This is a genomic window from Acinetobacter sp. AOR18_HL (assembly GCF_027855145.1).
GTDB classification, from domain to species: domain Bacteria; phylum Pseudomonadota; class Gammaproteobacteria; order Pseudomonadales; family Moraxellaceae; genus Acinetobacter; species Acinetobacter pittii.
In genome coordinates, this window is the sequence record NZ_JAKTIG010000015.1 from 1 (window position 1) to 24,287 (window position 24,287).

At 36.1% G+C, this 24,287-nt stretch carries 23 protein-coding genes and 1 pseudogene; 13 read left to right on the forward strand and 11 right to left on the reverse strand.

The genetic code is table 11. From position 1 onward, the window contains the following. Positions 1–34: 34 nt before the first annotated feature. Entirely contained in the window at positions 35–1,243 is a 1,209-nt protein-coding gene (locus MKL51_RS04115) for an IS256-like element ISAba26 family transposase (RefSeq protein WP_000343018.1), read from the reverse strand. Positions 1,244–1,314: 71 nt separating this feature from the next. On the opposite strand from MKL51_RS04115, the pseudogene MKL51_RS04120 reads away from it, so the two are divergent. After that, positions 1,315–4,878: pseudogene (locus tag MKL51_RS04120) on the forward strand (DEAD/DEAH box helicase family protein); the annotation flags it as partial. A 97-nt stretch (positions 4,879–4,975) separates the two neighbouring features. On the opposite strand, the gene MKL51_RS04125 reads toward MKL51_RS04120, so the two are convergent. Further along, positions 4,976–6,037 carry a hypothetical protein gene (locus MKL51_RS04125; RefSeq protein WP_057073749.1) on the reverse strand — a complete coding sequence of 354 codons (1,062 nt, stop codon included), beginning with the start codon at positions 6,035–6,037 and terminating at the stop codon, positions 4,976–4,978. A gap of 201 nt (positions 6,038–6,238) precedes the next feature. Here MKL51_RS04125 and MKL51_RS04130 point away from each other — a divergent pair, with 201 nt between their 5' ends. The 5 genes from MKL51_RS04130 to MKL51_RS04150 all read left to right on the forward strand — a co-directional run bounded on the left by MKL51_RS04130 (position 6,239) and on the right by MKL51_RS04150 (position 9,155). Continuing rightward, on the forward strand, positions 6,239–7,051 hold the full coding sequence (locus MKL51_RS04130) for a hypothetical protein (RefSeq protein ID WP_057073748.1): 813 nt from the start codon (positions 6,239–6,241) through the stop codon (positions 7,049–7,051). Beyond that, the gene (locus MKL51_RS04135; protein ID WP_057073747.1) at positions 7,051–7,746 is read left to right on the forward strand and encodes a hypothetical protein; all 696 of its coding nucleotides are present in this window, start codon (positions 7,051–7,053) and stop codon (positions 7,744–7,746) included. The genes MKL51_RS04130 and MKL51_RS04135 overlap by 1 nt, the downstream gene beginning before the upstream one ends. Continuing rightward, entirely contained in the window at positions 7,739–7,957 is a 219-nt protein-coding gene (locus MKL51_RS04140) for a hypothetical protein (protein WP_057073746.1), read from the forward strand. Before MKL51_RS04135 ends, MKL51_RS04140 begins: the two co-directional genes overlap by 8 nt. Before the next feature lie 125 nt (positions 7,958–8,082). After that, positions 8,083–8,388, forward strand: a complete 306-nt coding sequence (locus tag MKL51_RS04145) for a holin (RefSeq protein ID WP_057073745.1) — start codon at positions 8,083–8,085, stop codon at positions 8,386–8,388. Then, the gene (locus tag MKL51_RS04150; protein ID WP_057073744.1) at positions 8,385–9,155 is read left to right on the forward strand and encodes an NlpC/P60 family protein; all 771 of its coding nucleotides are present in this window, start codon (positions 8,385–8,387) and stop codon (positions 9,153–9,155) included. The genes MKL51_RS04145 and MKL51_RS04150 overlap by 4 nt, the downstream gene beginning before the upstream one ends. 190 nt (positions 9,156–9,345) lie before the next feature. Here the strand turns inward: MKL51_RS04150 and gorA are convergent, their stop codons facing one another. The 7 genes from gorA to MKL51_RS04185 all read right to left on the reverse strand — a co-directional run bounded on the left by gorA (position 9,346) and on the right by MKL51_RS04185 (position 15,125). Next, on the reverse strand, positions 9,346–10,698 hold the full coding sequence (gene gorA, locus MKL51_RS04155; RefSeq protein ID WP_057073743.1) for a glutathione-disulfide reductase: 1,353 nt from the start codon (positions 10,696–10,698) through the stop codon (positions 9,346–9,348). Beyond that, positions 10,691–11,905 carry an MFS transporter gene (locus MKL51_RS04160; RefSeq protein WP_057073742.1) on the reverse strand — a complete coding sequence of 405 codons (1,215 nt, stop codon included), beginning with the start codon at positions 11,903–11,905 and terminating at the stop codon, positions 10,691–10,693. The genes gorA and MKL51_RS04160 overlap by 8 nt, the downstream gene beginning before the upstream one ends. A 242-nt stretch (positions 11,906–12,147) precedes the next feature. Continuing rightward, positions 12,148–12,711: a TetR/AcrR family transcriptional regulator gene (locus MKL51_RS04165; protein WP_013197540.1), complete on the reverse strand. Its 564-nt coding sequence runs from the start codon at positions 12,709–12,711 to the stop codon at positions 12,148–12,150. Positions 12,712–12,807: 96 nt separating this feature from the next. Beyond that, positions 12,808–13,362 carry an OsmC family protein gene (locus tag MKL51_RS04170; RefSeq protein WP_013197541.1) on the reverse strand — a complete coding sequence of 185 codons (555 nt, stop codon included), beginning with the start codon at positions 13,360–13,362 and terminating at the stop codon, positions 12,808–12,810. A gap of 86 nt (positions 13,363–13,448) precedes the next feature. Then, positions 13,449–13,784 carry a carboxymuconolactone decarboxylase family protein gene (locus tag MKL51_RS04175; protein ID WP_013197542.1) on the reverse strand — a complete coding sequence of 112 codons (336 nt, stop codon included), beginning with the start codon at positions 13,782–13,784 and terminating at the stop codon, positions 13,449–13,451. A 27-nt stretch (positions 13,785–13,811) separates the two neighbouring features. Continuing rightward, complete coding sequence (locus MKL51_RS04180) at positions 13,812–14,606, reverse strand: SDR family NAD(P)-dependent oxidoreductase (protein ID WP_057073741.1); 795 nt, start codon at positions 14,604–14,606, stop codon at positions 13,812–13,814. Between the two features lie 111 nt (positions 14,607–14,717). After that, positions 14,718–15,125, reverse strand: coding sequence for a thioredoxin family protein (locus tag MKL51_RS04185; protein ID WP_055415330.1), 408 nt, complete (start codon positions 15,123–15,125; stop codon positions 14,718–14,720). 281 nt (positions 15,126–15,406) lie between these two features. On the opposite strand from MKL51_RS04185, the gene MKL51_RS04190 reads away from it, so the two are divergent. From MKL51_RS04190 to MKL51_RS04200, 3 genes are all read left to right on the forward strand, one after another. Next, positions 15,407–16,516 carry an alkene reductase gene (locus tag MKL51_RS04190; protein ID WP_057073740.1) on the forward strand — a complete coding sequence of 370 codons (1,110 nt, stop codon included), beginning with the start codon at positions 15,407–15,409 and terminating at the stop codon, positions 16,514–16,516. An 83-nt stretch (positions 16,517–16,599) separates the two neighbouring features. Next, positions 16,600–17,301: a DsbA family oxidoreductase gene (locus MKL51_RS04195; RefSeq protein WP_057073739.1), complete on the forward strand. Its 702-nt coding sequence runs from the start codon at positions 16,600–16,602 to the stop codon at positions 17,299–17,301. A 694-nt stretch (positions 17,302–17,995) separates the two neighbouring features. Beyond that, positions 17,996–18,289, forward strand: coding sequence for a hypothetical protein (locus MKL51_RS04200; protein WP_005073911.1), 294 nt, complete (start codon positions 17,996–17,998; stop codon positions 18,287–18,289). A 37-nt stretch (positions 18,290–18,326) separates the two neighbouring features. On the opposite strand, the gene MKL51_RS04205 is transcribed toward MKL51_RS04200, so the two are convergent. Together MKL51_RS04205 and gigD are read right to left on the reverse strand one after the other, a co-directional pair. Further along, positions 18,327–18,863 carry a GNAT family N-acetyltransferase gene (locus tag MKL51_RS04205; RefSeq protein WP_032006906.1) on the reverse strand — a complete coding sequence of 179 codons (537 nt, stop codon included), beginning with the start codon at positions 18,861–18,863 and terminating at the stop codon, positions 18,327–18,329. A gap of 28 nt (positions 18,864–18,891) precedes the next feature. After that, positions 18,892–19,341, reverse strand: a complete 450-nt coding sequence (gene gigD, locus MKL51_RS04210) for an Lrp/AsnC family transcriptional regulator GigD (protein ID WP_270904180.1) — start codon at positions 19,339–19,341, stop codon at positions 18,892–18,894. A 147-nt stretch (positions 19,342–19,488) separates the two neighbouring features. On the opposite strand from gigD, the gene kynU reads away from it, so the two are divergent. The 4 genes from kynU to MKL51_RS04230 all read left to right on the forward strand — a co-directional run. Then, entirely contained in the window at positions 19,489–20,739 is a 1,251-nt protein-coding gene (kynU, locus tag MKL51_RS04215) for a kynureninase (RefSeq protein ID WP_270904181.1), read from the forward strand. Positions 20,740–20,779: 40 nt separating this feature from the next. Beyond that, positions 20,780–22,186 (forward strand): amino acid permease, encoded by a 1,407-nt coding sequence (locus MKL51_RS04220; protein ID WP_032052605.1) that lies wholly within the window; start codon positions 20,780–20,782, stop codon positions 22,184–22,186. A gap of 7 nt (positions 22,187–22,193) precedes the next feature. Further along, positions 22,194–22,940, forward strand: coding sequence for an alpha/beta hydrolase (locus tag MKL51_RS04225; RefSeq protein ID WP_032006909.1), 747 nt, complete (start codon positions 22,194–22,196; stop codon positions 22,938–22,940). A gap of 409 nt (positions 22,941–23,349) precedes the next feature. After that, positions 23,350–24,287: IS30-like element ISAba125 family transposase (locus tag MKL51_RS04230; RefSeq protein WP_079396101.1), on the forward strand; the 938-nt coding region annotated here is incomplete at its 3' end.

The following is a 24,287-nucleotide window of genomic DNA, read 5'->3' on the forward strand; positions in this document are numbered from 1 at the left end:
GAGCCTGTAAATTATTTTGTGTAAGTTCCATTTTTTATAAATGATCTTTTAATCGATCATCGAACTGAATCGTAAACCAATTCATTGCTAAACGCCAATTTTGAATTGGCATCGTCCATTTCTTCGCAGCATTTGATGTTGCTAAGTAAATGACCTTCTTTACTGAGTCATCAGATGAAAAGATTTTCCTTTTCTTCGTTGAATGGCGTATTACGCTATTCAACGACTCAATCGCATTTGTTGTATAAATTGCATGACGTATTTCGGCTGGATAGCTAAAGATCGTTCGGATATTTTCCCAATTGGCCCGCCAGGATTCTCCAATTTTGGGATACTGGTGATTCCATTGATCACAGAAGATGTCTAGGGATTTTAAAGCATTTTCCTCTGTACTTGCCTGATAAATCGCTTTCAGACCCGACGTAACAGCTTTGTAGTCTTTCCAGCTTACAAATCTCAGGCTATTGCGTACAACATGCACGATACACAGTTGAATATCAGTATGAGGGTAAACAGAGGCTATCGCGTCAGGGAAGCCTTTTAATCCATCTACACAGGCAACAAGAATGTCCTGTACTCCTCGATTTTTTAGCTCTGTCATGACTGACAGCCAGAATTTGGCACCTTCTGTCTGAGCAATCCACATACCCAGTAATTCTTTTTGCCCATCCATATTGATGCCTAAAGCAAGGTATACGGACTTGTTAATCACATTGGAGTGCTGACGGACTTTGACAACAATACAGTCAAGATAGACAACAGGATAAAGGCTATCTAAGGCTCTATTTTGCCACTCAGTCACTTGCTCAATCACAGCATCGGTAACTTTGCTGATGAGAGATGCTGACACATCGGCATCGTACATTTCTTTGAAGAAGGCTACAATTTCCCTATTAGTCATTCCTTTTGCATACAGTGAGAGGATTTGGTCATCCATACTGGTGATGCGTGTTTGGTGCTTTTTGATAATTTGTGGCTCAAATGAACCTTCTCGATCACGGGGAATATCTAAAGCCAGTTGTCCATCTTGAGTTGTAATGGTTTTAGAACTAAACCCATTACGGCTATTTGAGCCTTTCTTGGGCTGATGCTTTTCATAACCGAGATGGTCTGAAAGTTCAGTATTGAGTGCAGTTTCAATCATGAATTTTTTAAAGACTGCTGTCATTTGGTTTAAGTCTTCTGGTGTTTTTAGACCTTTAGCCAATTCGGCAGCCATACTTTTGATTGTTGCTTCATCCATGTGAAGTACCTTTTGTAATTATCCTCTGAAGGATAAATGAAAATTAAGTACTTACACAAAATTTAGAACAGTCCCACGGTTCGAGCAATGTTATTGAGCAGCTGGAGATTATTGTCTCCCTTTTTGCATGTGAAAAAGAGCTGAAGCCATACACAACTAAAAAGAATAAAACGCTACAGGTTATTGGTCTAAAAGGCATCAAATTAACAAAAGCTAAAGAATATGACCCTTATGCCTTTTATTCTCAGGGTGAAATTCTAGTACGCTCAAAACATCTTAAATCTATTCCAGACTCACTTCTCTCCGAAGATCAGCAACTAGTAAAAGGGTTATTCTCCTATGTATCAAATACCAATTCAGATGTGGAATCAGTTGGCGAATTTCGTTTCAGATCCAGAGGACCAATTGTTCCTGCAAATGGATCAGGAAAAGATGAACTCGAGACTGCAGAAGCAATCAGAAATGATGGAGAAACTGGGGAACTCCGAAACAGTAGTACTGGCTTATCAAAAAGTGATGATGCAAGTTTACTTGGCGGCCGAAATCCAAGAAATGAATCTTCAGATGGAGATAGTGGAACCAGTACTAACCGGATTAACAGCAGCGGAAGCGGTGAACTATCTGGTAAGAGATCATCTCTTAAACGAGCAAGAGATCGATCAATTGTACAATCTGCTAAATCAGTTAGAGCTGCCATAGATGAAAAGCTGGAAGCTCAATTAAAAGCAGATAATGTTGAAACTGTTTGGAGTGATGCTTCCAATATTGATGAAGCTTTGCCATATCTACAACCTGCACAGCGTGGGGATGTTTTTAAAACGGAAAAGCACTTAATCGAGGAAAATAAGAAGGGTATTCTTTTTACAAATGGCACAGGTACAGGCAAAACCTTTACTGGGTTGGGTGTTGCAAAGCGTTTTATTAATGCTGGTCTTAAGAATATTTTGATTGTTACCCTAAACGATAAAATCGCGAATGACTTTGTAAAAAGCTCAAGCCCTTTGCATATCAAGGCTTACAAATTAAAAAGTATTAAAGATAACGGCGGAGATGAGCACTCTGTTGTAGTAACTACCTTTGCTAATTTTGGTCAAAATATAAGTTTGGTTCATAAACATTGGGATCTTATTTTAATTGATGAAGCCCATACTCTTTCACAATCATCTGATGGTAAATCAACTGCAGCCTTAAACAAGCTACGAGCATTAACAGGTCATTTGCGAGGTTTTAATGAATGGTTTGATAATAAATTTGCAGATCAGATGCCTACTGAAGAACTTGATGAAAATGGCAAAGAAACTGAGCAATACCTAACTGCTTATAACAAAATGCAGGTCCTTAGAAATGAACAAAGAAAAATCTGGAATCTGAACTGGAAACACCAGAAAAGTAAGTGCAAAGTTGTTTTCTTATCTGCTACGCCATTTAGTTATCACTTTTCACTTGATTGGGCGGAGGGCTATTTATTTGATTATAAGTCACCTTCTGTATCTATTGATGACCAAGGTAATTTAGCAGAAGGCTTTAGTAAGGCTCGAGAGCACTTTTATATGGGAAATCTTGGATATCGAAAACGATATGGTAAGTTGACCCGACCAGAGTCAAAGGTGGATACGGGTGTACTTGAAAGACAGTTTGCCGAAAATCTTAAAAACACTGGTGCCATGTCTGGACGCGATTTAGAAGTTAATTTTGACTATGATCGTAAATTTATTCTAATTGGCTCTCGTGTTGGTGAACTTATTGATGAAGGTTTAACTTATCTTCGTAATGGTTATAAAGAAATCGAAGGTCATAAAACACGAACTTTTGAAGAATGGGCTGCTCAGACTGGAAAGCCAACAACAGGCTGGGGACGTCATGCATCGATGCAAGAATATGATCGTTTATTCACTGGAAATCGTTTTAAAAACATATACGAAATTATTGCAAAGCGATTCGATTATTTAGCAAGACGCCGTTTGTTAGAAGCCATTAAAGCTGAAGCTTGTGTTGATATGGTGAAAAAGCACTTAGCATTAGGCCGTAAAGTAGTTATTTTCCATGATTATAATGAAGGTGGAGGTTTTGCACCTTTCTTAATTAGTCAGCTTGATATCGAAAAATATGAGAGCCATTTAAGGGATGATATTGAGCTTGAATATAATTCATTCAAGGAAACTCGCCCAGATCTAGTGAATCTCAATCTTGACTACGATTCACCAGTTGAGACTTTAAAGAAAGCATTTCCAAATGCTCTATTATTTAATGGCCGCATTTCAAAGCAACAACGTGAATCTAATGTAGGGTTATTTAATACAGATGGTAGCGGGCACGATATTCTTATTCTGCAGTCAGATGCGGGCTCAACAGGAATTAGCTTGCATGATACAACTGGTAAACATCAACGAGTTTTAATTAATATTGGGCAACCAACAAAGCCAGCCAAGTTAAGACAGACAGAAGGTCGTATCTATCGAACTGGACAAGCATCGAATGCTATTCAGAGATACTTAACTACTGGTACTGCATGGGAACGGGCTGCATTTGCAGACACGATTGCTGGACGTGCAGAAACAGTAGATAACTTTGCAAAAGGTGCCGATGCTGTAGTAAGTATCAAAGAAGCGTTAATTCAGGCTTATGAAGATGCTAAATATGAAGAGCCAAGTCTAAATGATGGTATTGGTGGTAAAGCATATGATGAAGAAAATGCCCGTATTGCTAAGTTAACCCCATTTGATCAAGCACTAACATTTTACTATGCCAAAGGCAAACGTTCTGAAAGTCGTGATAACCGCGAAGGTAAAGAGTGGTATGCAACGCCTGAACCACTTGGATTCAAAATGATTGAATGGGCTGGGGTGCACACAGGTGATTCTGTGCTTGAGCCAAGCGCTGGTGATGGAGCTATTGGTCGATTTGTTCCGCAAGATGTAGAACTAACAATGATTGAACCGACTGAATCTTTAGCTAGTCGTGCTCAAATGGCAAATACTGGTGCAAAAGTAATTGTTGATACTTTCGAGTCTTTAGAGACTTTAAATAAGTACCATGCGATTGTGATGAATCCACCTTTTGGGCATGCAGGAACGTTGGCAATTCAACATATTAAAAAAGCTTTTGGTCATCTTTATGAAGGTGGTCGTATTGTGGCATTAGTACCACGTGGTTCGATGGATTCAAAAGTTGATGTGTTTATTGAAAGCACACCTGGTGCAGTTCTTACAGCTGAAATCTGGTTGCCTCAATTTACCTTTAAAAATGCTGGTACCGCCGTTTCAACTCGAATCATCATTATCGAAAAACATGCCGGAACTAATGATGTACCAATTACACGAGAATTAGACTTTACACATCTTATAAGTGTAGAAGACCTCTTTTCAGAAATCCGTGAAATCGCAATGCCACCTAGAAAACTACGCATTGATGAGAAGCTTGCTAAGTATGAACTTTATGTTAGAACTGAACGTAGCAAGTATGTTTTCAATGGGGACGGCATTGATAAACCTCAGATCAAGAATATCATGCTGAAATTCTGGGGCTCAGAAGTTAATGAGTTCAATGAAGTAGTTATGCCATATAACAAATCTGCTGAAATCATTAAAAAGATTGATGAGTTTGAGCAAGTGAACAGTATTAATTTAGCAGCTTAATATAAGTATTAAAAATACGCTCATGATGAGCGTATTTTTATGGTGTACTGGATTTAGAAAAATTAAATTTATAAATATTATGTCTTTGAATTTTTCTTTACTTGGGAATCATAGAACTTGCATATGAACTAATTAAACTTCTTGAAAGTAAAAAATTTTCTCCAACGCTTTCAAGCAGATTACCGCTATTATCTAAACTAAAATGAGCAATATGAGGATCATTAAATAAAAAATCAGGGAAAGGGTATTTAGCATGAGGATTATGAAAAATATATAAACCATCAAAGATTGATTCTGTATATTCTTCTTTAGGAATTCCTTGGTGGATATCAGGAATTAATGTACTCTCACTTACGTCATCCCTAGTGTAAAGTGCGTTAAAGAAAGTAGTTTTATTTGCTTCAGTTACTTCAGCTAATGCTCGAACTTTCCCCCAAGTTGCATAAGGGTTATAAATTACAGCACTAATATCTTCATACTCTGAAGTCGTAAAAAAACCTAGAGGAATTTCTGCTCCATTATCTTTCTCAATAAAATCCATTCTTTCTCTTGGTAAGTAGTTGAGTTTATCGGAAATGGCCTTTTCCTCATTAAGATAAATTCCATAGAGAACAGCAATTAAACCTCGATGACCTATAAAGTGGGAATGAGGACGATCAAAAGAATTAAGACCTAAAATAAATGGTTTGCCAATAACATGAGATAAATTTTTATATGATTTTTTAAATTTTTGAGCCTTAGATACAATCGAATTAGCTATTCTAATAATTGATTTTCGATTGAACTCTTTAAAGTCAATTTCAAAATCTAAATATTCACCGCCAAAACCATATGCTGGCAACCCATCTTGTTCTGGATTGGCAATTGTCGCTTCAATACAAAATGCTGAATTATTTTTGTTACATACAAAGTCAGGCGCATGATGTTTATAGTCTATATCAATATTTTCAGATTTCAGAATTTTATTTAGATATAATTCCCAAAAAGAAGACTCAAAAGTAGTTTGGAATTCTTTTACAAATTTATTATCTCTATCAACAAATCCATTTGCCCAATCTAATATCACATTCCTTTCAGCATACATTGCTTCATTTAATAACAATTTAAAAATTTTATGCTGTTTTTCGGTTTCAACAATAGGTGTGAATAAATCTAACATTTTTTAATTCTCAAACAATAGCTTAAATAAATATTCTCAATTCCATAATACTAAAAAATTACTCATAATCAACTTTATATAAAAATAAGAAATTATTGTTTCTAATATTTTTTTAGTTGTTTGTTATGCTGGAACAAACCTAATAATTGTTCTTATTTTTTAATTGATAATAACTTTAATTTTATGAGTTAGTACTTAAATATGTCCAAAGCTTTAGCTTATGCACCAGCTGTAAATACAGCAAAAACTAAGTTGCCAAGTACTGAATCAGATCCTTTCTACGGTTCTATTTCAAAGCACAAATACGCTGAGTTTTCTCTATGTGATAAAGATGGTAATGCAATTGCATCACCAGTAATTAGAGCTTTGCTTACTGAAGGAGACAAAAGTATTGAGAGCCAATGGCAAACACCTTTTGAAAACAGTAATCCAGAATTAAAAATGCCTATGCTCATGGCTAATCTTCAAACTGGTCAAATGCTACAAGCTGCTGCAACGCTAGGAGAGAACTCGCCATTCATGTCAGCATTAAGTGATATGGCATCAGGACCTTTAGCAAGGGCTGAAAATGCGCTTAAGAGCGTTGAAGGGCGAACAAATTTAACCAAAGTGAATACAACTCAAGTATTCCTATCAACATCTTCAGTACGCCTTAATTTATCAATTTTTTTCTTGGCATTAAGTGATGCGAGATCCGAAGTTGAAGACAAGATTATGCAATTAGAGGCTTGGAGTTTACCAGTATCATTATCCTCTGATTCTACGCTGCAAAATGTCGTTAATGATTCAAATACAACCTTAGAAGGTTTGTTTTCAGGGGTTATCCCACCTTTTGTATCTCTTACTACACATGGCAAAACTTATAAACCTTTTATTATTGAAAGTGTTTCAGCACCAATAGTTGCACCAATTGATGAAAAAGGTAACCGGTTAAGTTTAGCAGTCAATATTAGTTTAATGAGTCGAACTGCATGGGACTCAAAAGACATTTACTCATTATATGGAGGCAACTAATGATTACATTTGATCCTGTGCCAGTTGGTGAAAATACCTTTCTAATGCAAGAGCTGAGTTTTGAACAGTGTCTTAAAATTTCAATCATTGCACCAAATTTTAATGAAAAAAGACTTACAGCTTTTCTTAAGTCAGCTTTAGACAGTGGGGACCCTTTACTTTTAACAATTCAGGAACGTTATCTGCTTCTGCTTAAGTATCTTGAAAAACAAAGTAATACCATGTTGGAAGTGAATACAGACTGGTCTAAAGTTTTCCTTCAATCAGAAAATAATTGGAAAACTGAAATTACTCAAAATGGAGTTACGGTTAGACAGCTCGTTGGAATGGAAGCGGAGTTCTTAGAGGCAAATTGCAAGAATGTCGCTGAATGGATTGCCTGCATGATGTCATTTCAGTTGAGTTATTCTAATCATGAGCACTTAGCTTTATTACCCGATAGAACAAATCCTCAATTATTTGAAGAACAATTTAAGCAGCGGCTAGATTTTATTAAGAAAATGCCAGCTAGTGATTTTGATTTGTGTTATCAGGATTTTAATAATTTAAACAATGAATTGTTTACTCATCTACGGTTAAGTGTTGATAATCACGGTATATTAGTTGAAAGAGGTGCAGATGACGCGCCTGCACGATTTCGCACCGCTTCCGTCTTTACAGGAATCATCAAAGAGTTGGACCGATCTTTTGCTTGAGTCAGCAAGTAGTATTTCTGAAAACTGTCCAATGCCTTTATCAGATGCGTTGAAAATGCCTTTAAGTTTTGAAAGTACTTATTTCAATTCATCTGCATGGGAAACCCGTAAGAAGAATCTAGAAAATGACATTGAACGTCACAACGCTTTTATAAAGTTGGGTCAGGAAGTCATTAAAGGTCTTAATGCTTTAGCTAGTAGAAGTCGATAAAAAATTAATATTTAAAAAGCCTGAATTATTCAGGCTTTTTTTCGTGCTTTGTATTTGGAACCATACTCCATTTAGAACAATAACACTTGCAAAAATAGCTACAAATGAAATCTGGGGAATAGGCCATGTCTGAGCATCAGACACTTGAAATCACACTGACTAGCTTTGCCAATAAAACAACTTTTTTGAGTGGCATTGCTAGTGCTATTGGTTCTTTAGCATCTTTCAATTGGTTGAGCTATACAGGTGCAATTGTTGCTATTGCAGGCCTATTCATCAGCTTTGTTTTTCAGTGGAGACGTGATCGTCGGGAACGTAAGGAAAGTGCACTTCGTGAAAAAGTGAGCAAATTACGTGAACAAGAAAGCGAACTGCGTATCAAGGCTCTTTTAAATGAGCAAATGAATCAACAAGAGAGGAAAGATGAATGAAGTTCATTGAAAATAGTGCTTGGAAGTACCTTTCAGTCAAGTTGCCCGCAGTAGGTGCATTCATCATGCTTATTCTGCTACCAGCATTACAATGGGGGGTAGATTATCAAGTTATCCCTGAAAAATATCATGCGTTTGTGACTGGTACTTTAATGCTGGGTCTGTCATGGATCGGAAAGAAAATTTCTCAGCCGCGTATTAATGGGCCTCAATTATCGGGCCAGTTAGTAGGAATCAACACTTTAATGAATATTCCTACACCGACAAAGCTTGATGAGTTAGCTTGGATAGCTGAAGCAAAAAAACATATTGGTCTTCAAGAAATACCAGGTAAACAGCACAATCCAACTATTCTGAAATGGTTAAAAGAGCTTAAAGCTTGGTGGGCGGATGATGAAACTGCGTGGTGTGGAACTTTTGTTGCTCATTGCTTGAAAGCAGCAGGAATTGCTTATCCTAAGCATTGGTACCGAGCATTGGATTACGTGAATTACGGCGCAAAACTAACAAAACCTGCTTATGGTTGTGTTGCTATTAAAACCCGTAAAGGTGGAGGCCATGTTTGTTTTGTCGTAGGACGTGATAAGACCACTGGAAAACTTGTTTGTCTTGGTGGTAACCAATCAAATAAAGTGTGTTACGCGCTATATAGTGATTCAGATTTCCAAGAGTTCCGTTGGTATGGACGTACTCCTCAACCAGCAAGTAAGCGTTATACATTGCCACAATTAAAAGGTGTAACAGCTACTAGGGTTTTGGAAGCCTAATGAAGTTACTATTACTTAGCTTTCTTCTATGTGGTTGTACTGCATATACAATTAATAGCAATGTAAATGTCTCTATTTGCGTAAAAGCGATTTAAAAAAAGCCCTATAAATAGGGCTTTTTATTGAATTAAAAATCAGTCTTCTTTTAATAAATGCTCTACTTCAATGATTATCTCTGGCATTACAATAATCAACGCATTGTCACGAATTCTTCAGATGATGTAGGGTGAATAGCAACGGTATTATCAAAGTCCTTTTTAGTTGCCCCCATCTTTAGAGCGACTGCAAAGCCTTGTAGAATTTCATCCATATTCAGACCAATCCCATGGATACCAACAATTTTTTCCTCTACACCAGCACATATAAGCTTCATTTTAGTGAGTTGTTTATGTTGTGCCACGGCGTCATACATTGCTGTAAATGAAGATTTGTATACTTTAACCATATCTTTGCCAAATTCTTCAATCGCCTGTTCTTCGGTTAATCCAACTGTTCCAATAGGCGGGTGACTAAATACTACAGTGGGGATATTGTTGTAATCTAAGCATTCATTAGGCTTGTTATTAAATAACCGTTCTGAGAGCCTACGTCCGGCAGCAACTGCAACAGGTGTTAATTCAACCTTTCCAGTAATATCTCCAACTGCATAAATACCAGCGCGTGTTGTATTTTGGAACTTATCAACTTTGATAAACCCTTGTTCATCCAATTTTACATTTGTTAATTCAAGTTGGAGAGCTTTGGTATTGGGTTTCCTTCCAACAGCCCAAATAAGACAATCTACAACTTGTTGAGTTCCATCTTTTAAATGCAACATGATAGAACTGTCTTCTAATTTTGTTACTTTACTGATTTCAGCATTTTTATGAATTTTAATATTCTCACTCTGCATAATTTCTAATAATGCTTCTCCTAAGAACTGATCTAGATTACGTAGGAGTTTTTCGCGTCGAATAAAAAGCTGGACATCTGAACCTAATGATTTAAGGACACCAGCTATTTCTACTGCAATATATCCTGAACCCACAATAGCTGTACGTTTTGGTAATACTTCTAAATCAAAAAAGCCATTTGAGTCGATACCATGTTCAGCACCTTCAATTGCAGGCCAACTCGCTTCTGTACCAGTAGCTATGAGAATGTGATCAGCTGTTAATAAATCTCCGTTTACTTCAATTGTGTTTTTATCAATAAATTTTGCAAACCCGTGTATGACATCAACATTATTTTTACTGAGTACATTGTTATAAGAGGTATGAATTCTTTCGATATATGCCTGTCTATTTTTAATGAGTTTCTGCCAATCAAATGATTTTACTTCCGTAGTAAAACCATATGATGGCGCATATTGACGAATTGCGTCAGCAATATGAGCAGCGTACCACATCACTTTTTTAGGAACACAGCCAACATTAACGCATGTGCCACCAATATCTCCCGCTTCAATTAATGCACATTTTTTTCCATACATGGCTGCTCGATTTACAGAGGCTATACCGCCACTGCCTCCACCAATTGCAATATAATCGTAATGTTTAGACATGGATAACTCCTTTATTTGCTGAATAGTAGAATCCAGCAACACCTAGAATGGGGCCAATCAATAATATCCATGCTGAATCCAAGCCAATTATTTCAAAGGCATAGGTTGTCAATGCAATAGATATGATAGTCAGTGTAAAACCAATTGAATTTTGAATAGCTAATGCCGCACCAACTTTTTCGGATGGACAAGATTGGGTGGAAAGCGCTGAGAATTGCGGTGAGTCTGAAATAACAGATGCTCCCCATATCGCAAATAAAGCTAATAAGAACCACGCGGGTAAAAAACGCCAGCCTAAGGCAAATACCAAGCAACTAAAACCTGAGAGAGATAAAGATCCTATAGCAACATATCTATTTCCTACATATTTAGAAAGATATCCGCCAACTAAGCAACCAATTGCTCCACATGCCATTACAAAAAAAGTAAGGAGCGAAATGTTGTTGTATCCCAATTTTTCTGGAATACCTGATTTTGCAATAAATAAAGGAATAATCGTCCAAAAGGCATATAATTCCCACATGTGACCAAAATAACCTATAGCAGCTGCACGAAATTTTCGAATTTTGAAAACCTGAAAAGCGCCATCTGATGACACTATATTTCGTGGTTTTGGAGGTGCGATTGGGTCTCCTAATTGGTAAACTAACAAGGCTGCAATCAATGCAAGACTTGAAGAACAAATCATGACTGTTTGCCATGCAAAATGAATGGGTAAACTATTAATAAAATAGGGAAGAGCTGTACCTAATGTCAGCATAGCAACTAATTTCGCTAGTGCTTGCCCAGCCTGATGAGGTGCCCATAGAACGATAAGTTTCATTCCGATTGGATAGATTCCTGCGAGACATAATCCCACGAGAAAACGGTAAATAAGGGCGTCCATAAGTCCATGGGCGAACGATGCAAAGCAGAAATTAAAAAAGGCGCCTAATAGTGCTGAACAAACAAAAATATGGCTGGCTTTAAAGCGGTCTGCTATTTCTGTATAAGCAAATACAAAAGTTCCAATGATAAATCCTGCTTGAACAGCGTTGGTAATCCAACCAATATCTGCAACTGTTATTTGCCATTGTTGCATTAAATCTATTGCTGCACTATTTGCACTAAACCACAATGATGTGGCCAATAATTGAGCCAAACTAATAATAGTAGTGGCATGTAAGCCATAAATTTTTTTATTATTCTGAATGTTGTAACCTACCATATAGGGGCACTCCCATTTAGGTAGACTAATATTTAAAGTACTACCATAAAATTAGAGATTGTCCGATGGATATTTCATCTGACATAAAAATTAAACTAATTTTGTTGGGATAGTCATAGCGGGTGCTATATATGGACGAATATAAAGGGAATGCTTTATTTAAAGCATTCCTATATTTATTTACTTTTATTAGAAATAGATTAGATATTTGAATTAAAAAGATTTAAATATCTGAGCTAATCTTAAGAAAGCACGCCAACAATTTTTCCTATTACCTTAGGATCAAGCTCTGTCCCTTTATTCATTGCCCATCTTACAAAACTACTTCCTTCCATTAAACTCAATAATTGAAAGGCTTGCTGATTTGCATCACCTTCGGCAAGTTCTCCATTTTCTACACCTAAATGGATGATTTTTTCTATCCAAGATAATTGGATTTCAAAATACTTTCGAGTTAACTCCTGCATGCTCTCTGGTAAAACAGCCATTTCAGCAGCAAGAGCTCCACATAACGGTAACATTCCTTCAGACATTGAGCTTCTAAATAAGGAAGCAAAGGCACAAAGGCGTCCGAATGCATTAGGAAAATCACGTTCGATTTTTTCAAAATCTTGAATAGTCTGTTCAATATATGTTTCGACTATTAAAATTCCTAAATCTTCTTTTTTGGGAAAATAATGATGAATACTGGCTTTTTTAATTCCAACAATCTTCTCTAAATCAGCATAACTAAAAGCAGCATAACCTCTTGATCTCAACATAAGCTCTGCTGAGTTAATTAAACTTTGGCGAGTATCAATGGTCATATTCGTAGTTCCCAGATTAGAGAGATTTGGCGGCATACTATAGCATTGTTGTTAAAGATGAATCATCAGATTAACGAGTATGCCACCCATCACATATTATTTGTTTGCAATCACTAATTGCGGTTTCATTTGAATTGATCGTGAAAAATTGGCGAAATTTGGTGAAGTTTTAAGAACAGCACTATGTATTTCATCCAATTGTTCTTGTGTCCCATCTGTATCAATAACTACAGTGTATTGGACTTCATCATATCCAGGATTAATTTTTTCATCTAAGCCTAAGAAACCTCTGAGATCCAGCTCTCCAGAAGTATCAATTTCTAATGAATTAATCTTGACACCTTTAGTAGCAGCAATAGCTACATAAGCAACTGTAAGACATGCATTAAGTGCCGCCATCAATAATTCTTGTGGGTTAGGTGCACTATCTGTTCCTAAAATTTCATGAGGTTCATCAGCAGCTATATGGAAGTTACGTTCATAAGTCTTACCAAAAAGTTCATAAGATTTCACAGTGGAAACAGAACGTGTTTGACCCGCCCATCTTGTTTGTACGTTAAAACGAGCTTTTGAAGTGGTAGGATTCTGGCTTACTCTATCTGCAAATTGTTGAAAAGCATTTAGATCAATTTCATTCACTACATTGTTCATTATAGAACTCCAATTAAGATATAAATTTTGGTGAATGGAGAATAATTTCCCCATTACTAAGCTTGTTTATGTAACCTCTAGTGAAGTTACATTTCGTCATAAGCATCTAAAGTTCGTGCTGAGTAAACATAGGCTGCACCAGCATTTAAAGCGATAGCAGTTCCTAAAGCTGCCGCAACTTCTTCTTTTGTAGCGCCTGCTTTTTTAGCTGCGCCCGCATGAGCTGATATACAACCATCACAACGCGTAGTAACTGCTACTGCCAACGCAATTAACTCGTGAGTTTTTGCGTCGAGTACTTTATTTTCACGCGTCGCAACTTCTAAGTTGTGAAAAGCAGTGGCAACGGGTTTATTTGCTTTTGCAAAATTACCAATATTTTTAACTAATGCAGATAATCTGTTAGTCCATTCACCGTTCATTTTTGAAACCTCATCATTTATTAAATATTATTTGCCTAGTTTTCTTGATGCCATGACACCACCATCAACATCCCAAATAGCACCAGTTACCCAAGATGTTTTTTCGGAAAGAAGGAATACGATAGTTTCTGCTACATCATTTGGGGTACCATTTCTTCCTAAGGGATGAAAACTATTGAAATCTTGAAGTGCATTATCTAATTGATCTGAAGGAATAAATCTTTCGAAAATACGGGTTTCCACCATTCCAGGGCTAACAGCATTTACTCGAATTCCATGTTCTGCTAGCTCTGCAGCCACATGACGAGTCATAGCTTCTAAACCCATTTTTGCCATTGAATAGGCAGATGCTGTGACAGTTTCGATAGCTTGGCGAGCTGCAACGGCAGAAACATTTACAATTGATCCTTCTTTATTTTGTGCAACCATTGATGAAGCAACTTGTTGAGTAATAAAGAAAAATGCGCGGTTCAGGTCTAGGAAATTGTTATAGTCACTTAGCGAATGCTCTAGGAAGCTTTTAGGATAAAAAATTCCTGCTGAATTAACTAATAAGTTAATGTCTTTATGTTCACTATCCAATTTGCTAATTAACTTTTGAACACTATCAAAATTTGTTAAATCAGCAGTCAGTGCAAAAACTTGTTCTTCACTTGTTTTAGCAACTAATTGTTTACGGGCTGTCTCGGCTTTATCTGCGCGATTGCCAACAATTACTACAGTCCCACCTTGTTCAGCAACTTTCTTTGCTGTTTCTAAACCAATGCCACTAGTGCCACCAATGACGAGAAGTTTCTGGCCTTTAAATTGTTGCTCACTCATAAGATCACCTAATCATTAATATCGATTAAAAGTAGCCTACCTACTAGTTGGTTTGTAGATTATATGGGCTAATTTTAAATGTCAAGTACTAACAGAAAATAGTTTAGAAAATTATTCAGCTTTAATCTCAGATTTCGTTAAACAAAGAGTACCAATGGAACTCTTTGCTTCGTTTTTCTCATCATTGTTTGATTCAGATTTTATGAGTTCATCTAAAGCTTTTTGATAATCGGATATAGGTTTTACTCCAACAATACGATGGATTAATTGCCCATCTTTGAACATTAAAACAGATGGTAAACCCCATATATTATAACGGGTTGTTAAAATAGGTGCCTGATCAACATTAACTGTTCCGACAATTACATTATCTTCAATACTTTCCACAAAAGTATTAAATAATTTTTCGCTATTGTGGCACGGTGGACACCAAGGAGCATAAAAACGGACTACTGCTAAACCTTCTTTCCATTCAATTTCATGAAAGGTATCTTCATTTAAAGTGTGTAATTTACGCATTATAAAACTTCCTCTTTTCTGTATTTACAGATTCAGAATTCAGTTAAAGGATAGTATTTAATCAATTGCTAACCGACATTAAATTCAGGTTAAATTAAAAATACTATTGCCTACCTACTAGTTGGTTGATATAGTGGCATCAACTTGTCATTTGTGCAATAGGAATGAGGGAGTGCAAATCTTGTACTTCACAAACAGGTCATTACCTGAGTCATTCATTGATTGATGAGTGTGGTTAAAGAAATTTCTTAATTATCTGTAAATCTCTCTAGAGGTCTGTGATGAATAAATTATTCACTCCCCATAATTTGGTGGATATTCAATTAAAAAACCGAGTAGTAATGGCGCCTATGACTCGTACGCGAACATTGAACGGTGTTGCAGATGAACTTACTGCGCTTTATTACTCCCAGCGAGCTTCCGCAGGTCTAATCATTACTGAAGGCTTGCCTGTTTCTGAAGAAGGGCGTGGTTATTTATATACGCCTGGTTTATATAATGATGAACAAATGCAAGGATGGAAAAAAGTTACTGCAGCAGTGCATGCAAAAGGTGGTCGTATTTTTGCTCAGCTTTGGCATGTGGGAAGAATGTCGCATGTTTCAGTTTTACCTGATAATCAAGTACCTGTATCTTCTGGAGTTATTCCAGCAACCAACACTACAGTATTTGCATATACTGATTCGGGTGAACCCGGTCCGGTTGCGCCAAGTAAACCTAGAGCTTTAGAAACTGAAGAAATCAAACGTGTTACTCATGATTTTGTTAAATCTGCACAATTAGCAATTGAAGCAGGATTTGATGGCATTGAAATTATGGCTGCAAATGGATTCATCTTTGACCAGTTTCTCAGTACTGAGTTAAATAACCGAACAGATCAATATGGCGGAACTGTTGAGAATCGCCAACGTTTTCTTCTAGAAACTATTGATGCTATTTCCCAAGCAATTGGCCATGACAAAGTGGCTGTGCGAGTTTCTCCTTTTGGTCGTATTTATGACTTGGCGCCTTATGAAGGAGAGGTTGATACTTGGGCAAATATTGCGTCAGCTCTTGGTAAACGTAAATTGGCCTATGTGCATTTGTACTATCAACCAACTTATGAAACAGCACCTTTAGAAGCCCAAAATTTTAAAACTTTATTCAGAGAAACTTTTTCTGGAACTATTATCGCAGCTGGTGGTTTTAATCAACAAAGTGCTGAGGCGGCATTAGAAAAAGGTGAGGTCGATTTAATTGCTTTTGGTGTCCCTTATATTGCTAATCCCGATTTAGTCGAGCGGATGCAAAATAACTGGCCTTTGGCAGAAAGTGATCGCACAACTTACTATGGCGTAAGTGGATCTCCGGCAAAAGGCTATACAGATTATCCGCATTATAACGGCCAATAAACAGTGGAGTGCCTAGTGGATTTTTTGATGCTAGGCATTAAAACTTCGTGTTTTAAACATCTAATGAATTTACTGAGATATTTATGAAAACTTTACCTTCACAAATTACCGTAGATATATGGTCAGATTTTGTTTGCCCTTGGTGCTGGATTGCTAAAAAAAGATTTGAGAAAGGTTTAGATGCCTTTGAACATAAAAATCAGGTAACTATCCAATATCACAGTTACCGTCTAGCAAGTGGCCTTACACCACAGCCTTTTAAAGATGCATTGTATAAAAAATTTGGTGGGAAAAGTGGGGCTGATGCGATGATGAGCCATGTAAAAAGTGCAGGTGAGCTAGAAGGTCTGATCTATAACTTTAATAGTATGCTTTTTGGCGATACTTTAGATGCCCATGCCATTGTAAAGTTGGCGCAACAGAAGGGTGTTGGTGAACTATTAACAGAAAAGTTTTTTAAGGCAAGCATAACTGAAGGTAAGTCTATTTTTGATCATAAGGTGTTGGTTGAGCTTGCTAATGAAGTTGGAGTTCCTCGTGAAGAAGCTAATAGTGCTTTTAGTAATAATTCGTTAAAACAAGAAGTTTTAAAAGATGAAGCCAGCGCACATGCCATGGGCGCTAGTGGAGTGCCACTTTTTATTGTAAATGGTAAATATTCAATTAGTGGTGCTCAGTCTGTAGAAACTTTTTTAAATGTATTAGTGCAGGTATGGGAAGAAAAGCAGAATGAACTAAAGTTCACAGAAGGCCAAAGCTGTGGTATTGATGGTTGTAGTATTTGATTGTGTGGTTGAATAAATTGATAGGGTAACTTATTTGTCACCCTATCAATTTTTAAATACACGGCTAACAATCCCCAAGATCACAATTCTTTTCTTAAGCTAAGAAATCGGTAAAGTATTCGTCAATTGAATATCATTTTTGTAACTTATTATTTTTGTACAAACTTGTGTACATATTTTTATTACAACATGTGTATTTGTAAATTAGTTAAAATAAATCAATTACTTATTAAAAGTACCATTCTTATCAAACATTACGATTTTAGACATATCTAAATATCTCCAAAATCATTTAAAGCAAATTTTTTAAGACACATCTACCATATATCCTTTTTAAAATCATTAATTAAAGAAACTTCGAGATATAAAATTAATTTAAAACTCCACCCATTAATTCTTTCAAAAGGTGTTTTGATTAATGTGATGGGTAGGGAGGATAAATGATTTGAAAATTATAGCGTGTAATTTTGCAAAACAGGAAACAATAATAAGTGCTTTTTAGTGGATAACTTTTACTGTGTTTGAAGTAAAAATAGACAGGCAAAGTTTATAATTAAGAAATCTTAAAAGGCTATCTATATTTATGGTTAATTTTGCTTACATAGGATACGTATTGACATACATTTTATAAATTGAAGGATACTTGTTTAAAGATATATTTAAAATTAACCCTAATAAGAATATAGAGAAAGCAATGAAAATTGGATTTATTGGCGGAGCCAATGACGGTATTGTAATCAATGCTGCTGATGGCCTTGATACTTATAAGCTTGAATGGCATTACAAAGCAGAAAAGCACTGTGAATCACAGCCAACATTAGGTCTTAATGGGCCTGAGTATGATTACTACAACCTATTAATACTAAGAAAAAATAAAGAGGCTAAACTCTTTTATGTACTCACTACAATGGGAAAAGATGATATCGCAAGTAAAATCCATGAGTATTGGGAGTCCTCTACATCTGTTGGCTATGATTTCGATGATTAAGAAAATTTTTATTAATAATTTAAAATTTTGACTTTAATCAAAAAATAAATGAAGAGCTTGTAATTTCATATAACACATGTGCTTTTAGTTGGTGATGGAGAGGAACCTTGGGATGATCAAAGTTTTTAACTTTGTGCATTCCAAGTCTTTCCATGACGGCTTGAGAGGGTGTATTTATGTTAGCGGTAAATGAAACGATCTTATCTAAATTCAGTACATTAAAACCATAGTCTAAAGCCGCTTTTGCTCCTTCAGTTGCATAACCTTGTTTCCAGAATTCTTTTGCAAGTCGCCACCCGATTTCCACACAAGGAGAAAAGTCAAATTGTTCAGGTTGGCTATGTAAACCAATAAACCCGATAAATTGATGGGTTTCTTTTAATTCTACTGCCCAGAAGCCCCAACCATTTTCATTAATGAGAGATGAAATTTTTTGGATTAAATTAAGGCTTTCTTGGGGTGTTAATAGAGTTGGGAAAAATTGCATAACATCTTGATCCAAGCCCATTGTTATGAAAGGCTCAACATCACTTTCTTTCCATTGTCTTAAAATTAAACGTTTTGTTTCGATCATGAGATGTCTCTTTAATAAAAATAAGGGATTAAAGTGGCTTTTGCACAATCTTTTGTAAAATGATCTTGGAATTGATGCTCACTACACCTTTTATTTTATTTAAGGTATTAATGACGAAATGAGAAAAAGAACTCAAATCTTTGGTCGCAACGTGTAAAACAAAATTAGATTCGCCAGTAATAATATATGCATTAATGACTTCATCAAAATTTTTGATCTGACTTAAAAAGAAGTTGTGATCATTTTCTGTGAGTTGGGCAAGCTTTATTTCGACAATTGCCTCAATTTTTATACCTAGTTTTTCATAATTAACTTTCGCTTGATATTTTTCAATTACACCATTGCTTTCTAAAATTTTAACTCGCCGATGACAAGCTGAAGCCGAAAGGTTAACGAGATCCGCCAGTTCTTGGTTACTTAACCGAGCATTATCTTGTAAATATTTTAAAATTTTAAGATCAATTGCATCTACATTCATTTTCGAATTTCATCCATGTTTTTTAATTTTAATTCGAATTTTATACGAAAATAGCAAATTTTAATCAAATATTATCGAATAAATCAAAAGAATTGGCGTGATAAAATTCAAATACAAAGGAAATGTTGAAAATAGGTGAAATAACAAATGATTACTCACGAACAATGCTGCTATTGGGATCAGGAAGATGAACTCAAAAAGTTTAAAGATGAATTTGCACTGCCAGAAAATATCATTTATTTAGACGGGAATTCTTTAGGCGCAAGACCAAAAAAATCATTAGAGGTTGCTCAGCATATTATTGCAAAAGAGTGGGGTGAGGACCTTATTAATAGTTGGAATAAAGCCGATTGGTGGGGACTACCGACTAGACTCGGAGATAAAGTCGCGCAGCTTATCGGTGCTGAAAAAGGTGAAGTCGTTATTTCAGACTCAACGACCCTAAATTTATTCAAAGTTTTATCAGCAGTGGTAAAAATTCAAGCTGAAAAATTTCCGGAACGTAAAATTATTGTTGCAGAAAAAGATGCCTTTCCAACCGATATTTATATTATTGAAGGCTTTATCGATTTGATTCATCAGGGTTATCAAGTTGAATTGATTGATGGCACCGATGATTTATCTCGTGTTTTAGCAAAAGATGTGGCGGTTGTTGTTCTTTCTCATGTGAATTATCGGACTGGATATTTCTATGATATGGAATCTATTAATCAACAAATTCACGCTAAAGATGCTTTGATTATTTGGGATTTATGTCACTCGGTTGGTGCGGTACCTATGGATCTTAATCAGAGCAATAGTGATTTTGCGATTGGTTGTACTTATAAATATTTAAATGGTGGCCCAGGTTCTCCAGCGTTGTTATGGGTAAATCGAAAGCATCGTGATCAGTTCTGGCAACCTCTCTCAGGCTGGTGGAGCCACAAGAAACCTTTTGATATGGCTCAGCACTATGAACCAGCTAACAGTATTCGCCGTTACTTGTGCGGAACTCAACCCATCATTTCTATGAGCCTAATTGAATGTGGTATCGATATTTTCTTACAAGCTGATATGCAACAAATACGCGAGAAATCACTCAAATTAACTGATTTGTTTATTCAACTTGTTCAACAAGAATGTGCTCAGTTTGGCTTTGAACTCATTACCCCTTTAAACCATAAATATCGTGGCAGTCATGTCAGTTACAGACATGAGTTTGGCTATGAAATTATTCAGGCGCTTATTGCGCGTGGGGTAATTGGGGATTATCGAGAGCCGGAAGTATTACGTTTTGGAATTACACCTTTATATCTAGGATTTGAAGATATTTGGAATGCCGTACAACAACTTAAGCAAATTATGCTGAATAGTGAATGGAAAAATGAGCGTTATCTGGTGCGCAGTGAAGTGACCTGATCATTAAGGGTTAATAGCAGAAGAATGGCTAGGAGGGCCTATGAGCAGTTTTGATGAAATACAAAATCGAGAAGCGGGTTTACATAAAAAATTATCCGCAAAACAGATGGGAATGATTGCAATTGGTGGAGCGATTGGTACAGGGCTGTTCATGGGAAGCAAGTTCGCAATTAGCTTTGCTGGCCCAGCCGTCATTGTGAGTTATGCCATTGGAGGCTTAATCGCATTTGCTATTATGGCTTGTTTGGCTGAGATGACAGTCCAGCACCCTACGTCAGGCTCATTTGGGGCATATGCTGAGCATTATGTAAGTCCGCTTGCTGGGTTTTTAGTCCGTTATTGTTATTGGGCGTGTATTGTATTAGCGGTCGGTACAGAAATTACAGCAGTTGCTGACTATATGAAATTATGGTTTCCACATGTAGGTTCTTGGGTCTGGATTGCGTTTTTCTCGCTGACTTTGCTTGTGGTTAATGCATATAGTGTTAAAGCATTTGGGTTGGTTGAATATTGGTTTTCGACAATAAAAGTCTTTGCAATTATTGTATTTATTCTTTTAGCAATTGGCATTCTGACTCAAAGTCATGGAGGAACAGCTCAGGTTGTCTCTAATCTAACTGATCATGGGGGCTTTTTTCCTCATGGTTTTAGTGGAGTCTGGATTGGAGTAATCATTTCAATATTTAGTTATTTAAGTATTGAAATGATCGCTGTTGCAGCAGGTGAGGCTAAAGATCCAGAAAGAGCTGTTAAGAAAGCTTTTAAAAGTACGGCAATTCGCTTAATCCTATTTTATTTACTGTCTTTATTTCTTATTGTGGCACTTGTTCCATGGACAACTTTAATTGGAGCCGATGCGACCAGCCCATTTGTGATGGTAATGAAAATTGTAGGCATTCCATATGCGGACAGTATTTTAAATTTTATTGTAATTGTCGCGGCCTTATCAGCTATGAATAGTATGTTGTATATCTCAACACGTATGCTATTTAGCTTGTCACGAGCAGGTGATGCACCAAAACTATTTGGTCGTATTAGTCATAATGGCGTACCAATTAATGCGTTGTTATTGTCAGCTGTTGGTATTGGTATTGCGAGTATTGTTTATACCATTAATCCGAGCTCTGCTTTCCCGATCATGATTGCTTTATCTATGTTTGGTGCGTTGTTCACTTGGGGCAGTATTTTTGTTACCCATATGTTTTTTAGAAGGAATATGGCACGAAAAGGAGAACAGTTAAAATTTAAGGTTCCAGCGAGTCAGTTAATCTCCCTTTTAGGATTAATCGCAATTTTAAGTATTACGATCACAACGTGGTTTACCAATGAATTCAAGTCAACTTTACAGTTTGGAGTCCCATTAGTTGTTGTTCTTACATTTTTCTATTATTTAAAACGTTCATCAGCCAAGCTTGCTTTAAATGCTCATGAAGAATCGTTGAAGTGAGAGACTTATGCGACCATATGATAATTCTAGAACCGTAGCGAATGAACATGAAATATTGGCAGAATTTAAAAGAACAAGCTTGTTGAGCTATCAAAAATTTACCCATATTGCAGATATCCAATATGGTACGCACTCACGGTCAACTTTAGATTTTTTCCCATTAGAACAAGCCAAAAAGACTGTTATTTTTATTCATGGTGGATATTGGCAATGGTGTGATAAATCAGATTTTGCATTCATCGTACCGTATGTTCTAGCCAAGGGTGCACAGTGTATTCTTTTAGAATATGATCTGGCCCCACAAAGCAAAATTTCAGATATTGCTTCTCAAGTTAATCAAGCTCTCGATTTTATTCGAGAGCAAGACTGGAAAACTAATGAGGTAGTTTTGGTTGGGCATTCGGCAGGGGCGCATCTGGCTGCTTTGTCATTAGGCCATCCACTCATATCTGAGATGGTTTTGTTAAGTGGAATTTATGATCTTGAGCCTATACAAAATACACATTTAAATCATGCTCTCAATCTTTCAAGCGAAGATATCTTAAAATACAGTCCTGTTCATCAGTCAAAACGAATTACTACTCCATGTTCAATTTTCTGTGGTGAACTCGAACTTGATGAGTTGAAATGGCAAAGCCAAAATTATTTTGAAATGAAGAAAAGGCAAGATCAGGATTTTGTTTCTTTCAAGCTTATTCCTAAAATTAACCATTATTCTATTTTAAATCATTACTTTAATAATATTTTAATTTAAGTGTTTGAAATGGAATGTAATTGAGTAAAGAAAAACAGATTAAACTTATTAGAAGATAAAATGTGAGATAAATCACAACTCAACCTAATTTTTATAAAAATTAAGTATCCTTATTGACCTGACTATAGAACTTAATTAGATTAAAAAGATAGTGCTTTCTCACTAAGCGGCAAAATGTTTAGCTGTTGTTTAGTTGAGTTTCAAGTCCGTAGCTTCCCAAGATGCGGACTTTTTTATTTGATTTTTAAAAACAATAAGATAAATCGAATTTTGTTTTTGGATATGGCATTAATATCTATTTAATGATTAATATGAGTTAATCACATAGCCCTCTGCCAAATAAGAAACAAACTAGGGCAGAGTAAAACTTGAAGTGCGACATAAACCACCTAATTAATTTAAAGGGTTTATGGAGTATATAAAATTGTCATACCATCATCTTAACTTTGAAGATCGTACTGCATTAATGCTTGAGTCAAGAAAAGAAGGCTTTTCAGCCAGAAAATTTGCTGAACTCATTAAAAGACATCCTAGTACGATCTATCGTGAGCTTAAAAGAAATAGCATCAATGACGTTTATCAAGCTCGATATGCTTCTGATAACACCTTCGCTAGACGTAGACGTGGTCACAGAAAACTCAAAATCGATTCAATCCTCTGGAAATTTATTGTTGAAGCGATCCGTTGTTTATGGTCTCCTCAGCAAATAGCAAAGCGTTTAAAGACATTTCCTGATTTGGATCAAACAATGAATGTAAGCCATACAACGATTTATTCAACGATACGAGCATTACCCAAGGGTGAGTTGAAAAAAGACTTATTATCCTGTCTGCGTCATGAAAATAAAAAGCGAAAAGCTAACGGTGAACCTAAAAAAGATTCTATATTACAGGATATTAAAACTATTCATGAGCGCCCAGCCGAAGTTCAAGAAAGAAAAATACCGGGTCATTGGGAAGCTGATTTAATTAAAGGTAAAGACAATAAAAGTTCGATAGCAACACTTATTGAACGAAATACACGGCTCTGTATCTTGGCAACATTACCTGATGCAAAGGCAGAATCAGTGCGCAAGGCTTTAACTGAAGCTCTGAAATATTTACCTGCAGAACTGCGTAAAACGTTGACCTATGACCGTGGACGCGAGATGTCAGAACATAAAATACTCGAAGAAGATTTAGGCATAGATGTATATTTCTGTGACCCACATTCACCTTGGCAAAAAGGCACATGCGAAAATATGAATGGTTTAATTAGGCAATATTTACCTAAAGGGATTGATTTAAATCAGGCAGATCAGCATTATTTAAATCAAGTTGCCATGTCACTGAATACTCGTCCTAGAAA

Bases quoted from the DNA above. Each gene is read 5' to 3' on its own strand.
- MKL51_RS04115 (WP_000343018.1), bottom strand. From the start codon at position 1,243: ATGGATGAAGCAACAATCAAAAGTATGGCTGCCGAATTGGCTAAAGGT.
- MKL51_RS04125 (WP_057073749.1), bottom strand. From the start codon at position 6,037: ATGTTAGATTTATTCACACCTATTGTTGAAACCGAAAAACAGCATAAA.
- MKL51_RS04130 (WP_057073748.1), top strand. From the start codon at position 6,239: ATGTCCAAAGCTTTAGCTTATGCACCAGCTGTAAATACAGCAAAAACT.
- MKL51_RS04135 (WP_057073747.1), top strand. From the start codon at position 7,051: ATGATTACATTTGATCCTGTGCCAGTTGGTGAAAATACCTTTCTAATG.
- MKL51_RS04145 (WP_057073745.1), top strand. From the start codon at position 8,083: ATGTCTGAGCATCAGACACTTGAAATCACACTGACTAGCTTTGCCAAT.
- MKL51_RS04150 (WP_057073744.1), top strand. From the start codon at position 8,385: ATGAAGTTCATTGAAAATAGTGCTTGGAAGTACCTTTCAGTCAAGTTG.
- gorA (WP_057073743.1), bottom strand. From the start codon at position 10,698: ATGTCTAAACATTACGATTATATTGCAATTGGTGGAGGCAGTGGCGGT.
- MKL51_RS04160 (WP_057073742.1), bottom strand. From the start codon at position 11,905: ATGGTAGGTTACAACATTCAGAATAATAAAAAAATTTATGGCTTACAT.
- MKL51_RS04165 (WP_013197540.1), bottom strand. From the start codon at position 12,711: ATGACCATTGATACTCGCCAAAGTTTAATTAACTCAGCAGAGCTTATG.
- MKL51_RS04170 (WP_013197541.1), bottom strand. From the start codon at position 13,362: ATGAACAATGTAGTGAATGAAATTGATCTAAATGCTTTTCAACAATTT.
- MKL51_RS04175 (WP_013197542.1), bottom strand. From the start codon at position 13,784: ATGAACGGTGAATGGACTAACAGATTATCTGCATTAGTTAAAAATATT.
- MKL51_RS04180 (WP_057073741.1), bottom strand. From the start codon at position 14,606: ATGAGTGAGCAACAATTTAAAGGCCAGAAACTTCTCGTCATTGGTGGC.
- MKL51_RS04185 (WP_055415330.1), bottom strand. From the start codon at position 15,125: ATGCGTAAATTACACACTTTAAATGAAGATACCTTTCATGAAATTGAA.
- MKL51_RS04190 (WP_057073740.1), top strand. From the start codon at position 15,407: ATGAATAAATTATTCACTCCCCATAATTTGGTGGATATTCAATTAAAA.
- MKL51_RS04195 (WP_057073739.1), top strand. From the start codon at position 16,600: ATGAAAACTTTACCTTCACAAATTACCGTAGATATATGGTCAGATTTT.
- MKL51_RS04200 (WP_005073911.1), top strand. From the start codon at position 17,996: ATGAAAATTGGATTTATTGGCGGAGCCAATGACGGTATTGTAATCAAT.
- MKL51_RS04205 (WP_032006906.1), bottom strand. From the start codon at position 18,863: ATGATCGAAACAAAACGTTTAATTTTAAGACAATGGAAAGAAAGTGAT.
- gigD (WP_270904180.1), bottom strand. From the start codon at position 19,341: ATGAATGTAGATGCAATTGATCTTAAAATTTTAAAATATTTACAAGAT.
- kynU (WP_270904181.1), top strand. From the start codon at position 19,489: ATGATTACTCACGAACAATGCTGCTATTGGGATCAGGAAGATGAACTC.
- MKL51_RS04220 (WP_032052605.1), top strand. From the start codon at position 20,780: ATGAGCAGTTTTGATGAAATACAAAATCGAGAAGCGGGTTTACATAAA.
- MKL51_RS04225 (WP_032006909.1), top strand. From the start codon at position 22,194: ATGCGACCATATGATAATTCTAGAACCGTAGCGAATGAACATGAAATA.